The organism is Nostoc sp. ChiVER01, assembly GCF_034531155.1.
Lineage (GTDB): Bacteria > Cyanobacteriota > Cyanobacteriia > Cyanobacteriales > Nostocaceae > Nostoc.
Genome location: NZ_JAVRBS010000016.1, coordinates 108,983 through 123,821, shown reverse-complemented (window position 1 = coordinate 123,821; position 14,839 = coordinate 108,983). Strand labels below are relative to the sequence as shown.

Genomic DNA, 14,839 nt, shown 5'->3' with positions numbered 1-14,839 from the left:
TTTCCCTTTGCTACTCTACTGCCCTAATTTTCCTGTTGTTGGTGGTTTGCTGTATTTAGCTATCAGACTGGCTAAAAGTGGTAAATCAATTGGTTTAGAAATATAGTCATTTACTCCAGATGCTAGACAAGTTTCGCGATCGCCTTTCATTGCCATTGCTGTTTGAACAATTACCGGAATCGCCCGATATTGCTGATTTTCTCGCAGTTGCTGTACCAACTTAAGACCATTTCCATCTGCCAGATGAACATCCATCAAAATCACCACTGGGTCTAACTGTGGTAAAGCTTCCCACATCTCGGCAGCATTCTTAACCCAAGTCACCTGATATCCCAATTTACGTAGATAAATTTGCATCAAATGAGCGTTGGGTAAGTCATTTTCGACCAGCAAAATATCTACAGAAGAATTAGTAGTCAAAGGCAAAGGAGATAAGGAGGATTTTTCTTCTCCTGCTTCCTCTGCTTCCCCTGCCTCCCCTGCTCCCTCATCTTGCTTAAAGGGAAGTATAAGGGTAAAACGGGAACCGCAATTTACTTCAGATTCCACTTTCACAGAACCACCATGAATTTGGGCGAGTTTTTGAGTTACTGCTAAACCCAAACCAGTACCTTCACCACCAGCGACAGCCTTGGCAATTTGGAAATAGGGTTCAAACAGTTGAGCTTGGTCTTCTTGAGAAATGCCAGTACCAGTATCCCAAACTGTAAAATACACAAATAGACCTTTGGGAACAACCTCTAAGCCAACACTTCCTTGGCTGGTGAATTTTAGGGCATTGAAGAGTAAATTCAACAGCATTTGCTTGAGCCGCAAGGGGTCAGCTACTAGGGTTGTGATATTGGGGTCAAGTTTTAAACGGAGTTTCAAACCCTTATTAGCAGCTTTCTCTTTCACCAGTGCGAAAACATTTCTACATAGCATTGGCACATCAATAGTTTCCCACTGCACTTCCATCTGATTTGCTTCAATTTTAGAGAGATCCAAAATATCATTAATCAGAGCTAGCAAGTGCTTGCCGCTAGACCGAATGATATTTAAATACTCTTGCTGGCGTTCTTGAGTTGGTTCAAATCCTGGGGTTAAAAGGAAGTCGGTGAACCCAATAATAGAACTAAGGGGTGTGCGAATTTCGTGGCTGGTGTTTGCCAAAAACTGATTTTTGAGTTGATTGGTGCGCTCCAATTCTTGATTAGAGTTATTTAACTCTTGATGCCGTTGCTGCCAAGATAGAATGTGTCTAAGTTGTACCAAGGCTGTTGTACAATGCTTGGCACACCTTGCCATCAATTGGGATCTGAGTTGAGCAAATGATTTTATCAGCGAATCACGAGCAGAGTTTAGGGGTGCGGCGGCGATAATTAGCCAACCCATGACGTTGCCAGAATCATCAGCTAACCGCCAAGCGCTCGGTGGTTGTTGATTTTCAAGCTGCTGCAAATCTTCGAGTTCTATGACCTCTTGTAATCTCAACAGCAGCTTTTTTTCTGCTGTCAGCAATTCTAGAAATAAAGGTTGTGAGTTTGAGGGCAGAGAAGACGAAACATAGCAAACTGTGGCAACAGTTGCTTGTGGTTCAAACAAAGCAATGCCTACGGCACAATCTGTAACCGCCAAATTACTGCTGTTCACAGCACTGTTAATCTCGTGAACTACAGTTTGGAGAATTTTTGCTTCTGCGTCTCCTGCCTGTGAGACAGTGTTACAAGCAGAAAGTAGGCAATCACTAAGGCAACTTTGCAACTGGTTCAAGCTGCTCTCCAGCCATAACTTGGCGCGAAGTTGCTCAATTGTTGTCAAAGGTTTTGGCCTTACATCTATCTGTGAGTTATGGTCTGGTAAGCTTGAGTACTGCTGCATGGTCAACTAGACCGTTGAACTAGTTTAGCTTCGCATAAGAATCCGAAAAGGATTCTATGTATATTAACTGACAATTCTTTTTTATTTATAAACCATAACTTATGTTGTTATAAACCATAACTTATGATGTTAAATTTAGCATCTCTTGTAAAAAAATTATTATACGAACCACTGACGTAAAATTTTTTAAAGCAACGTAAGGCTTATGGACACACAATTCGCCCAATTAATCGTTAATGGGATTGCGGTGGGGAGCATTATTGCTCTAGCAGCAGTCGGACTCACTCTTACCTACGGAATTTTACGGCTATCTAACTTTGCTCATGGTGATTTTCTCACTCTTGGAGCCTATCTGACATGGCTGATAAACACTATTGGAGTCAATATTTGGCTGTCAATGATCCTGGCGGCGGTGGGAACTGTAGCAGCAATGCTGTTATCGGAAAAGTTACTATGGTCAAAGATGCGCTTTATCCGTGCTACTTCCACTACGCTGATTATTATTTCTATCGGACTTGCCTTATTTCTTCGCAACGGCATTATTTTTATCTGGGGTGGCAAGAACCAAAATTATAATTTACCTGTTACACCAGCATTAGACATTGCGGGTTTAAAAGTGCCGCAAAATCAATTATTGGTATTGGGTTTGGCGGTATTAGCAATTTTGGCACTGCATTACCTGCTGCAAAATACCAAAATTGGTAAAGCGATGCGAGCAGTTGCTGACGATCTAGACTTAGCTAGGGTTTCCGGTATCAATGTTGACCGTGTAATTTTATGGACTTGGGTAATTGCTGGCAGTCTTACATCCTTGGGCGGCAGTATGTATGGATTGATTACAGCCGTTCGACCGAATATGGGATGGTTCTTAATTTTACCATTATTTGCTTCAGTAATTCTTGGTGGGATTGGCAACCCTTACGGTGCGATCGCAGCAGCTTTTATCATTGGTATCGTCCAGGAAATCAGCACTCCTTGGCTGGGTTCGCAGTATAAACAGGGTGTAGCACTGTTCATCATGATTTTGGTGCTGCTCATTCGTCCCAAAGGTTTATTCAAAGGAACGATTTGAGCAGCACCATTCCACTTCTAATTATTCAATAATGTGGAAATACCAGGCTGCTACCAGGAAATTGATAGCTAACAAGAACAGTGCCCAGCCTGTGCGATAGGCGTAGGGAGGTTTAGCTCCACTGTCGGCAACTGGTAAATCTTTGTTTTTAGCAGTCATAATGCGATTCTCCTTATGTCATGACTTTTTAAGAAATACCAAACTGGTGTACCAAATATTCAAATTCTTTAAGAATATTTGTGTGAAGTTAAGAATTGGGCATTGGGAATTGGGAATTAGGCATTGGGCATTGGTTATTTCTTCCCCTGCCTCCCCTGCTCCCCCTGCTCCCTCATCCCCAACTCCCCACTCCCTCCTCTCCAGCATGATAGGAACTGCGAACCAGAGGCCCAGAACGAACATGGTTGAATCCCATTTCCCATGCTAATCTGCCGAGTCGATGGAATTCCTCTGGAGTCCAATATTTTTGGACTGGCAGATGTTCTAAAGATGGGCGCATATACTGCCCCATAGTCAAGCGATCGCACCCCACAGCCCTTAGATCAGCCATTGCTTCAACGACTTCATCAAGTGTTTCTCCATGTCCCAGCATCAAACCTGATTTGGTGGGAATTGTCGGATCGATTTCTTTGACCATAGCTAGTACCGAAAGGGAGCGATCGTATTTGGCTCCCCGGCGCACTGGCCCAGTTAACCGTTTTACTGTCTCGATATTGTGATTGAAACAAGCTGGTTTGGCTTTTACAATCATGGCTATTCGCTGGCGTTGACCTGATTCCCCAACACCAGCACCACCCCAAAAATCAGGGGTCAGCACTTCAATTTGAGTCTCTGGGTTCAATTGGCGGATAGTCGCGATCGTCTCCACAAAGTGCCCTGCACCCTGATCGGGCAAGTCATCACGGGCTACAGAAGTCAGCACTACATAACGCAATCCCAAAAGCTGCACCGCTTGGGCTACCTTTTGAGGTTCCTCTAAATCAAGAGGCATCGGTGCATGACCTTTATCTACTTGACAGAAAGCACAAGAGCGTGTACAAATAGGCCCCATCAGTAAAAAAGTTGCAGTTTTTTGGGCATAACACTCGCCCCGGTTGGGACAGCGCCCTTCTTCGCAAATCGTGTGAATTTGGCGCTGCTTAATAATACGTTGTACGGTAGAGATTTCACTGGCTTTGCCAATAGGACGACGTAACCAGCTAGGCATTGCCGTAATTTCAGACTTTAGTTCGGCTCGTTGTGACGAAATCATATAGTAGTCCGTTTTGATTTTGAAATTATTTGTTTAGCTAGGGAATAGGGAAGAAGCCTTTTTGGGGTGTACTGATTTTTTGTAAAAATCAAATACGAGTCCTATAGACATCTAAGCAAAATACGGATATAGGCTGATAGTCTGTTAATTAACAAATGATAGATAAGAATAGACACGAGGATGCTCTTCATCAAGTCCCCATGTCTCAGTATCAGCATGTCCCTTATCCCCTAGAACAGAGCCAGAGCCTTAAATATCACCATGACACAAATTGAAAATAGCAGAAGCAAAAGTTTTGCAAAATACCTCTAGGAATGTCATTTATACCGAAATATACTATCCCCCAATTGCTAAAAATTTTGTATATAGTGGGGGAATTCTCAATGACAATCGGCAAAGCCGCTATTTACACTTAAAGTTTCTGTTAGAGCAAACAGTCGTGGCAAGCAACAAGATTTTAGTTATCGATGACACTACAGTTGTCAGGGTAAAAGTACGAGAAATGTTGCCTCCGGGCAATTTTGAGGTACTGGAAGCAAAAGATGGTTTGGAAGGACTAAATTTCATTCTTCAGGAAAAACTCAGCCTGATTATGCTGGATTTCCTGTTGCCTAAAATGAGTGGCTGGGAAGTTTTCCAGAAAGTTCAAGCCGATCCTGAATTAAGAAAAATTCCTTTAGTGATCATGTCTGGTCGCAAGGAAGAGGTGACTGAGAAAATCACAGAACCCTTTGAATACTTTGAATTTCTGGGTAAGCCTTTTGATCAGAAGCAACTAATTAACGCAATTAAGTTAGCTATGACCAAGGCGAAACTGCCACGCCCAGAACTAGTACCAGTAGGAGCCGCTAGTGTCAAAAATGGCACAGTTGCAACTTCTGGTGTAACCACTGCTACAGCAACTCCTACTGCTGCAAATACTGCAATGCCTACGGCGGCAAGTAACGCAACTCCTACTGCTGCAAATACTGCGATGCCTACGGCGGCAAGCAACGCAACTCCTACTGCTGGAGGAGCCTCTGATGCAGAAATTAGTGCATTAAATGAGAAAATTGTCAAAATGCAAGCTGAAATCGATGGCTTGAAGAAACAGCTTACTCAGGTTGTGACCTTTATTAAACAAAAAATAAAGTAGCATTTGTACTCATTATTATTATCGCAGCTAAAAATACCCCGTTTATAATACGGGTGTCCGATTAAAAGCGGGTAAAAATAGTTAGTTCAAAAATACTTATGTTGACAAATCATCGTTGAAAACAAAATTCAAAAGCAGGAAAACATAACTAGCAATTATCTGCACTTCTAGAAATTTTGAATTTTGAATTCCCAGAACGCGAACAGCGTCTTGGTAGAAGAGGTTGACAGTCTAGAAAAGCAGCCCAATACCCACAAAACCTGCCGCAGTTTGCTCTTAATCTAAGAAGAACGGCAGGCTTTTTTTATTTGTAGGACTTACGCACTGTATAAATGCATCGTTATGTGAATTATGTGAATTAACGAGCTTGAGGTTATTTCAAGCTTTTCTGAATTATCACTGCGATGCCTACGGCGGTAAAGTACGTAAATAGACCATGCTGTATTTAGGTGTGTAGCTGCGAGAGTACGGCACTAAATCCTTACGAATGCTGCGTTAGGATGAAATCCATAAAGCACCCTACAGCACATAATTTTGTTAAAAAATCAAAGCATAATCACATAGTTCAATATGAAATATTTACTAAAAAAGGATATGTTTAAATTTTATTTGTTTAAATAAAATGCCTATTTCATGATATACATAGCCTTCGCAGGGGAATACTAAACCATATAAACAAGAATTATGAGCATACCCCGTAATGTCAGTAGCATTAAATACATTAACTGCATTTCCTGGCTATCGTATCACCGAGCAAATCTACTCAGGTAGTAAAACCCTAGTTTATCGGGGCATTAGAGAACAAGATCAAAAACCAGTCGTTCTCAAATTGATGCGGAATGAATATCCTACGTTCAGCGAAATCGCCCAGTTCCGCAATCAATATATCATCACTAAAAACCTTGATCTTCCTGGCATAGTCAAAACCTATAGCTTAGAAAACTACCGTAACAGCTACGTCCTAGTGATGGAAGATTTTGGTGGTATTTCCTTGCAAGACTGGCGAGTAGAGGATAAAGAAAAGAAGGAAAACTGGCTTTCCCTTAATGAGTTTTTCCCTATTGCTATTAAAATTGCTTCTATCCTTGAAGGACTACACTGCGATACCTTTCGCGGAGCGTCTCGTAGAGAAGGCGAGCTACGCCTACGGATTATTCATAAAGATATCAAGCCTGCCAACATTCTGATAAACCCTACCACAGATGAAATAAAACTCATCGATTTTAGTATTGCCACTCTCCTACCAAGAGAAATTCAATTTCTCACGAATCCCAACGTATTAGAAGGTACCCTAGCTTACATTTCTCCAGAACAAACCGGAAGGATGAACCGAGGTATTGACTATCGCACTGATTTTTATTCCCTCGGTGTCACCTTCTTTCAACTCCTCACCGGACAGTTACCCTTCACAACAAAAGATCCGATGGAGTTAATTTACTCTCACATTGCCAAACAACCGCTAAAAGCCAGTCGGATTAACTCTAATATTCCACCAATTTTGTCTGATATTATCAGCAAGCTGATGGCAAAAAATGCCGAAGACCGCTATCAGAGTGCTTTGGGGTTAAAGCATGACTTGCAGGTGTGCCAAAACCAATGGCAAGAAAGAGGAAATATTACACCCTTTGAATTAGGTGCAAGAGATATTTCAGACCGTTTTGTAATTTCTGAAAAACTTTATGGTCGCCAAAGTGAAGTTGAAACCCTACTCGCAGCTTTTAAGCGTGTGACAGAAGGCGCAACAGAAATGATATTAGTCAAGGGTTTCTCTGGCATTGGCAAAACTGCTGTAGTCAATGAAATCCACAAACCTATTGTGCGTCAGCGTAGTTACTTCATCAAAGGGAAATTTGACCAGTTTCAACGTGACATTCCTTTGTCAGGATTGGTGCAAGCTTTTCGAGACTTAATTGGACAACTGCTCTCACAAAATGATGCCCAAATTCAACAATGGAAAGCCAAAATTCTCTTGAAGTTGGGTACACAAACTCGGGTGATTATTGATGTACTTCCTGAGCTAGAACAGATTATTGGTAAGCAACCTCCGGTTACAGAACTATCTGGCAGTGCTGCCCAGAATCGCTTCAATTTATTGTTTCAAAAATTCATCCAAATATTTACAACGAAAGAACATCCCCTGGTTTTATTTCTCGATGACTTGCAGTGGGCAGATACGGCATCTTTGAAATTAATTCAGTTATTAATGTGTGAAAGTAAGTTGTCTTATGCTTCAGAAGAGACAGAACAGATGTATGAAAATAAGGGAGGATTACTGTTAGTTGGTTCTTTTCGAGATAATGAAGTTTCTAAGGCACATCCGCTTTCTTTGACACTAAAAGAAATTCAAAAAGCAGGAGCAACTATTAATACGATCGCCCTCGCACCCTTAAATCAGGGTGATTTAAATCATCTAATTGCTGATACTCTGCATTGTTCTGAAGGAGTTGCACTTCCTCTCACTCAGATGGTATTTGCCAAAACTAAAGGCAACCCATTCTTTTGCGTTCAATTTCTTAAGTCTTTACATGATAATGGGCTAATTGTATTAAACTTTGATGTTGGTTATTGGCAGTATGATATTTTCCAAGTCCAAGAATTGGCTCTTACAGATGACGTTGTAAAATTTATCACTCTACAAATAGAGAAATTGCCAATATATACCCAAAAAGTTTTGAAAGTTGCTGCGTGTATTGGTAATGAATTTGACTTAAAAACTCTGGCGATCGCCAATGAAAAATCTATAGTAGATACAGCATCAGACTTGTGGCAAGCATTAATTGATGGGCTAGTTTTACCACAAACTGAAAATTACAACATATTTTCGAGAGATAATACTGATCAAGACTTAATTGTTGATGGGATAGAATCTACACAATTTTCAATTTCTAATTTACAGCTACCTAAATATAAATTCGTACACGATCGAGTACAGCAAGCCGCCTATTCTTTGATTCACGAAGAACAAAAAAAGCCAATTCACTTAAAAATTGGGCTACTTTTATTGAATAATATTCCAGTTGCAGAACAAGAAGAAAGGATTTTTGAGCTTGTCAATCAGTTTAATATCGCAGTAGAATTTGTCTCCCCTCAAGCTAAACGATATGAACTGGCCCAAATGAATCTAGTTGCTGGACGTAAAGCTTTAGCATCTACAGCTTATCCTGCGGCCGTTAAGTATTTAACTATTGGCATCAAACTGCTGGCAGGTGATAGTTGGGAAATGAAACATGATCTCACCCTGGCTTTATATGAAACTGCGACAGAGGCAGCATACCTAGCTGGCAACTTTGAACAGATGGAGGAATTGGCAGAGGTGGTGTTGGTACGCAAACCACTGCTAGAAAAAGTAAAAGTTTATGAAGTCAAAATTCAGGCTTATGGGGCACAGAACCAAGCACTGAAGGCTGTGAATACTGCCCTAACCTTTTTGCAACTTTTGGGAGTGGAGTTTCCTGAGCATCCAAGCCAGTCAGATATTCAGCTAGCAATGGCAGAGTTAACATTAAATCTTAGCGGCAGGCATATTGAGGGTTTAGTTGACCTGCCTGAAATGACACAAGAGCAAGCTTTAGCATCTATGCGTATTCTATCAAGCGCCCTTGGTCATGCCTATCAAGCTTTTCCTGTACTTTATCCCTTGTTTGCTTTTAAACAGATTAATTTATCACTTAAATACGGTAACACTTCCTTATCAGCCTATGCCTATGTAGCTTATGGGGTAATACTCTGCGGGGTAGTAGGAGATATTGAGTTTGGCTATCAATTTGGAAAACTGGCTGCAAGTTTGTTAACTCGCTTTAATGCTAAAGAAGTCAAAGCTAAGGTCATAGAGGTATTTAATGCTGCTATCCGGCATTGGAAGGAACATGCCAAGGAAAACTTAAAACCTTTGCTGGAAGCATACTCTGCTGGACTAGAAACGGGAGATTTAGAATATGCAGCCTATGCTCTTAATGTTTATTGCTACTGTTCATATTTTGTCAGTAGAGAACTGACCGGACTGGAACAGGAGATGGCAATTTACAACAGTGCCATCGGTCAAATCAAGCAAGAAACAGTATTTAACTGGAGCGCGATTTATCGGCAGAGTGTCTTGAACTTGATAGGTACTACGGAAAATCCGCATCTTTTAATTGGTGAAGCCTACGATGAAGAGAAAATGTTGCCGACTCACCTGGAAGCAAACGACGGCATGGGACTGTTATATTTGTATTCAACTAAACTGCATCTCTGTTGCCTATTTCAGAAATACCCTCAAGCAGTTGAAAATGCTAACTTGGCAGAAAATTATTTGCATGGTGGGATAGGACAGTTAGTTTTTCCTATATTCCATTTTTATGATTCACTAGCTAGACTGGCAGTTTATTTTGATGTTGAGAAATCTGAACAAAAACAAATCTTAAATAAGGTTGCTGTCAATCAAGAAAAGATGCAGCACTGGTCAACTTATGCCCCGATGAATTATTTGCATAAGTTTTATTTAGTTGAGGCAGAACGGCATCGAGTTCTCAATCAATATATAGAGGCAATGGATAATTACGATCGCGCGATCGCCTTTGCTAAAGAATATGAGTACATCAACGAAGAAGCTCTTGCCAATGAACTTGCCGCTAAATTTTATCTAGAACGGGGCAAACAGAAGATCGCCCAAACCTACCTAACTGATGCCTATTATGGCTACATTCATTGGGGAGCGTTAGCCAAAGTTAACGATTTAACAAAACGTTATCCCCAATTACTTACTTCTATACTCCAGCAAGAAAAAGTGAGTATCCATCCTAGCGATGAAACCACTTCTGTAAATAACATCTCTATATCAGCTTTACCTACCTTAAGTAATCAACAAACTGTTATTAGCTCGAAGAGAAGTATTTCTAACTCTCTGGATTTAGCCGCATTCATTAAAGCATCTCAAGCCCTCTCTGGGGAAATCGAGCTTGAACCACTACTTTCTACTTTAATGGAAGTTGTTATGGAGAATGCAGGAGCCTCTAAATGCGCTTTAATTTTGAGTGAAGGTGATAACTTAGCATTAACTGTCACAGTGGTGTGTTCAAATTCGCATTTTGATCGTACCTACACTGAGTTTCCATCAACTTGCCTTGAGTTAAGCTACGATGTTCCTATTACTTTAATTAACTATGTTAAACGCTCCAGAGAAATCCTGGTTATTGATGATATAAGTACTATTCCTTTTTTAGCAGGTGATAGCTACATTCTTACTGAAGACCCTAAAAGTTTGTTATCTATACCTCTTCAAAATCAAGGTAAATTAATTGGGATTCTTTACCTAGAAAATCATCTGACTACAGGAGCATTTACAAGCGATCGCGTAGAAGTTCTCAAACTCCTCACAACTCAAGCAGCAATATCTCTAGAGAATGCTATCCTTTACAAAAATTTGGCACAAGCTAAAGCAAGTTTAGAAGATTACAACCATACTTTAGAAGAAAAAGTCCAGGAAAGAACGCAGGAACTCAACGACAAAAATCACTGTTTACAAGAAACTCTACAGGAATTGCAACGTACCCAAATCCAATTGATTCAAAGCGAAAAAATGTCTTCTTTGGGAGAAATGGTCGCAGGAATTGCTCATGAAATCAATAACCCTATTAACTTTATTCATGGCAATATTAATCATGCTAGTGAGTACGTACAAGACCTACTAGATTTAGTAGCTGTCTATCAGCAAGAATATCCCCAAACTTCGCCCTTAGTTGAGGATAAAGCTGAGGAGATTGACATAGATTTTCTAGTAAAAGACTTGCCAAAGATTTTAGATTCAATGAAAGTGGGGAGTTCGCGGATAAGGGATATTGTTTTAGGCTTACGCAACTTTTCTCGCTTAGATGAATCTGAGATGAAGCCTGTAAATGTTCATGAGGGAATAAACAATACTTTAATGATTTTACAACATCGCCTTAAAGAAAAGAGCGGTCTTCCTGCAATTGAAGTTATCAAAGAATACGGAAAATTACCGGAAGTTATTTGTTATCCTGGTCAACTAAATCAGGTGTTTATGAATATCCTGAGTAATGCAATTGATGCTTTAGAAGATTCATTTGTTATCGATCATCCATCATTAGCAAATGACAAAGAACAAATAAAAAAGGATATAGATGCGTCAGTAGCTTTTTGTAAAGTAAAACAAATTCACATCTTTACTGAACTAACAGATTCTAATACGGCGATAATTAGGATTGGCGATAACGGTTCTGGAATGACGAAAGCGGTGCAGCAGAAAATATTTGACCCATTTTTTACCACAAAGCCGATAGGAAGTGGCACGGGTTTGGGGTTATCGATTAGCTATCAAATTATTGTGGACAAACACAAGGGTAGTTTAACCTGTGATTCCACATTAGGAGAAGGGACTGAGTTTGTGATTGAGATACCAATGCAACAGTCAAATATTTAGTGGTCTGTCCCACAAGTTCTGATTGATTAGTTTGTTACCAAAACCCTGTAGAGACGCGAAATTTCGTGTCTCTACAACCCTGCGAAATTAATGCAATAGACCACTAATATTGCAAAGCGGAAGTCAATTAAGATGCAGGAAGTAAGGGGAAGGGAGCAAAAACTGCCTCTTGTTGAGGCGCACGTTGCCCTTTAATTACCATCTTGACTCCAGTGGCTGGCGCAAGGGTAAAACCTCGACGCTGAGGCAGTTCTCTTTGTCGATCAACTAGCTCTAATTGATAGCGTGACAGAATAGTTGCTAATACTAGCTTCATTTGAAATATAGCCAAAGCTTCGCCAATACAGCGACGGACACCGCCACCAAAAGGCAAAAATTCATAAGGAGAAAATTGCCGTTCTAAAAAGCGCTCTGGTTGAAACTCCTTCGGTTGGGGATATAAGTCTTCACGCTGATGAGTTAGATAAATGTTAGGAAGCAGTACAGTCCCAGACTCTAAAGAATGTCCCAACAGTTTGGCAGGTTCTTGTACTACTCTGGGAAAAGAGAACATGACAACAGGGTGAATTCGCAAGGTTTCATTGCAGACAGCACTTAGATATGGCAGTCGGTAAATGCTCATGGGATCTGGAGAATCACCAAGGGTATCCAGTTCCTGAAGTAGCTTTTCACGAATTAGGGGCTTTTGATGAATCCAATACAATCCCCAAGCTATTGCTGTTGCTGTAGTTTCATATCCAGCAACGATTAGAGTCATCAACTGATCGCGCAACTCCTGATCTGTCATCGATTGACCAGTGTCATCCTGTGCTGATATCAGCATGGATAAGATATCGTTGCGGTCTGAATCATTTTGCTCCCTGCGTTCGCTAATTTCAGCATAGATCAATTTATCAATTTGCTGGCGATCACGCAGAAACTTTCCCCAAGGACTCCAAGCTCCTAAATCCTTTTGCAAGAATGAGAAAAACAATAAACTAGAACTCAAAGGTGACTGAAAAATATCTAACATCTGCGGCAATAGATGCTTAAGTTTTTGAAGTTTTTCTCCTTCATTCAAGCCCAAGACAACCTGTAAAATGACTTGTAAGGTTAGATCTTGTGTTAAGTTCCGAGCCAAGAAGCGCTGATTTAGTGGTAACTGATTAAAAACCTTTGTACACAGACCACAAATCCTTTGACCATAGACCTGCATTCGCTCTCCATGAAAAGCAGGCGTCACAAGTTGTCGCTGTTGTTTGTGACGAGTACCCTCTAGTAAGGCAACTGAATATTCCCCTACTAAGGGTTCCCCAATTTTGTTCATCTTGCCAACAGCAGCAAATTTATTTCTATCATTGGTTAAAATTTCCTGAATTGCTTGGGGATGGTTAACGAATACTACAGTATCTCCAAAACCAATTATCTTACCAGTAAAAATGTCGGGATACTGTTGAGCAGCTTTTTCCATATACCGAACAGGATCAGCAACCCATTGAAGCTTTTGGAGAAAAGAAGGGGTTTGCAGAAGATTGGGTAGTTGCATTTAATCGAAAGGGGTAATGTCATCACATAACAGTTATACTGCTTCTTTCTGCTATGGTATTAAAATGAGGTTTTATAATGAAGCTTCAAAACTTAAAATCCCAATCAATATAATCAACATAGTTGTATTGATTGGAGCTTATGAAGGAAGGATAGAGTCAATCTAACTTTTCTTTTTTATTTGTAAGCTATACTATTTTATTAAAATTAAGCTAGCTCCAGCATTTCTACAGTTTTGTAGCGAGCAGTGAAGGAATACCAATCGAGGTTACCACGTATCCAAGCATGAATTCCTAATATATATTTTGCCAATTCAGGATCTATTTCTTTTCCAAAGGATGGAATATTTGCTTCCAAATCTACCAATTTTTGGATTTCATTATCGTGCATTCTCATAGCAAGCTTCATTGCTTCTTCTAAAGAAATTTTGTGTTGGTAATGGAGTACAAATACTAAATTATGAACATGGCCAGTTGCTAATTCTCTAGACAATGAGAAGATATCATTAGACCAGCCTAGAAGGTTGTTTGTAATCTCATTAAGTTGTTTAAAAATATCCTGTTTTCGTAAAAAATCAGGAATTATCAACTGATCACAAAGTTCAATTAATGGCAAGGCAACATCTGCACCTGCGCTTAACCTACGCATTGCAATATAAGTGTCGGTATCGGGTACAATTCCATCTACACGGTTATTTGCTTCCTCAAAACAACCGTGTAAATATTTCTCAAAGCCGCAGATAAAGTAATTTAACCATTTCAGGCTTGCTTTTTCAAGCATCCGTTCTCGTAAGTTACTTAAAGCGCGACTAAGAGGTATATCGTAGCTTGTAACTTCTGCTCCATTCAAGATTTCTAGAAATCTCTTGTGAATAGCTTTTAGAGATTCAGGTTTTGTTTTCAACTCTGATAGATCGCATTGATCATCCCAAATAAATAGCCAACTCAACCAGTCATTTGCTATCTTCAGTTCTTGAAAGTTGCAATAGGGATAAGTAGTAGCTGCCATCAAGAAAAAGTTTGACTTGCAGAAACGCTGATAAGATGATTCATTTGCCAGTAGATTGAAACCAAGTACCCATTCAAGACTATACTCTTCCAGAAAATCAATATTTTTATTAATTTGTGACGAAAAAGGGCAGTATAAATCTAAAGAAATTAATTTTTCCATAATCAATATATTTATTCAAGATTTACAACATCAATTTTTGGAAATAAAATTTTAAACACCATGTTTTTCCTTTTGATGCAAATTATATTTACGCCAAAATCTTGATATTTAAAAATATATAAAATTTCCAATACTTAACTGATTATTGTGATTTCATTTCTTCAAAAAGATAACCGAAATCATACTGAATTATTTTTTAATAAAAAAATAATATTTACGTAAATACGTGTTCAGGATAAATACAGATAATAAACTTACAAAATCAGTGAGAAGTTAACAGGAGTAATTTTATTTTTACAAAATAAACACTAATTGTCTGAAACAACAAGAGTATTAATAACTAAATTCATAACGATCGCTTTCATTAAAAAGATTCTTCAGTAGCAATATTTTGCTGCATTAACACTA

The 14,839-nt window shown here is 39.5% G+C and carries 8 protein-coding genes; 3 read left to right on the top strand and 5 right to left on the bottom strand.

Annotated elements, in window-relative coordinates; translation table 11 throughout:
- Window positions 1–15 precede the first annotated feature (15 nt).
- A complete protein-coding gene (gene hrmK / locus RMY00_RS21030; protein ID WP_322649392.1) occupies window positions 16–1,860 on the bottom strand; it encodes a hybrid histidine kinase/response regulator HrmK in 1,845 nt (614 codons plus the stop codon).
- Between the two features lie 205 nt (window positions 1,861–2,065).
- On the opposite strand from hrmK, the gene RMY00_RS21025 reads away from it, so the two are divergent.
- Window positions 2,066–2,932, top strand: coding sequence for a branched-chain amino acid ABC transporter permease (locus RMY00_RS21025; protein ID WP_322649391.1), 867 nt, complete (start codon window positions 2,066–2,068; stop codon window positions 2,930–2,932).
- A gap of 21 nt (window positions 2,933–2,953) precedes the next feature.
- On the opposite strand, the gene RMY00_RS21020 is transcribed toward RMY00_RS21025, so the two are convergent.
- Window positions 2,954–3,091 (bottom strand): photosystem I protein PsaX, encoded by a 138-nt coding sequence (locus RMY00_RS21020; RefSeq protein ID WP_322649390.1) that lies wholly within the window; start codon window positions 3,089–3,091, stop codon window positions 2,954–2,956.
- 172 nt (window positions 3,092–3,263) lie between these two features.
- Window positions 3,264–4,184, bottom strand: coding sequence for a lipoyl synthase (gene lipA, locus RMY00_RS21015; protein ID WP_322649389.1), 921 nt, complete (start codon window positions 4,182–4,184; stop codon window positions 3,264–3,266).
- 439 nt (window positions 4,185–4,623) lie between these two features.
- Between lipA and RMY00_RS21010 the strand changes: the two genes are divergently transcribed.
- Both RMY00_RS21010 and RMY00_RS21005 read left to right on the top strand, forming a co-directional pair.
- Window positions 4,624–5,319: a response regulator gene (locus tag RMY00_RS21010; protein ID WP_322649436.1), complete on the top strand. Its 696-nt coding sequence runs from the start codon at window positions 4,624–4,626 to the stop codon at window positions 5,317–5,319.
- Between the two features lie 700 nt (window positions 5,320–6,019).
- Window positions 6,020–11,737, top strand: coding sequence for an AAA family ATPase (locus RMY00_RS21005; RefSeq protein ID WP_322649388.1), 5,718 nt, complete (start codon window positions 6,020–6,022; stop codon window positions 11,735–11,737).
- A 127-nt stretch (window positions 11,738–11,864) separates the two neighbouring features.
- Here the strand turns inward: RMY00_RS21005 and RMY00_RS21000 are convergent, their stop codons facing one another.
- Together RMY00_RS21000 and RMY00_RS20995 are read right to left on the bottom strand one after the other, a co-directional pair.
- Window positions 11,865–13,262, bottom strand: a complete 1,398-nt coding sequence (locus tag RMY00_RS21000; protein ID WP_322649387.1) for a cytochrome P450 — start codon at window positions 13,260–13,262, stop codon at window positions 11,865–11,867.
- 206 nt (window positions 13,263–13,468) lie between these two features.
- The gene (locus tag RMY00_RS20995; RefSeq protein ID WP_322649386.1) at window positions 13,469–14,431 is read right to left on the bottom strand and encodes a terpene synthase family protein; all 963 of its coding nucleotides are present in this window, start codon (window positions 14,429–14,431) and stop codon (window positions 13,469–13,471) included.
- Window positions 14,432–14,839 lie beyond the last annotated feature (408 nt).

What these genes read in the sequence shown, in the direction of transcription:
- RMY00_RS21025 (WP_322649391.1), top strand. Translation starts at nt 2,066, where the DNA reads ATGGACACACAATTCGCCCAATTAATCGTTAATGGGATTGCGGTGGGG.
- RMY00_RS20995 (WP_322649386.1), bottom strand. Translation starts at nt 14,431, where the DNA reads ATGGAAAAATTAATTTCTTTAGATTTATACTGCCCTTTTTCGTCACAA.
- RMY00_RS21000 (WP_322649387.1), bottom strand. Translation starts at nt 13,262, where the DNA reads ATGCAACTACCCAATCTTCTGCAAACCCCTTCTTTTCTCCAAAAGCTT.
- RMY00_RS21005 (WP_322649388.1), top strand. Translation starts at nt 6,020, where the DNA reads ATGTCAGTAGCATTAAATACATTAACTGCATTTCCTGGCTATCGTATC.
- RMY00_RS21020 (WP_322649390.1), bottom strand. Translation starts at nt 3,091, where the DNA reads ATGACTGCTAAAAACAAAGATTTACCAGTTGCCGACAGTGGAGCTAAA.
- hrmK (WP_322649392.1), bottom strand. Translation starts at nt 1,860, where the DNA reads ATGCAGCAGTACTCAAGCTTACCAGACCATAACTCACAGATAGATGTA.
- lipA (WP_322649389.1), bottom strand. Translation starts at nt 4,184, where the DNA reads ATGATTTCGTCACAACGAGCCGAACTAAAGTCTGAAATTACGGCAATG.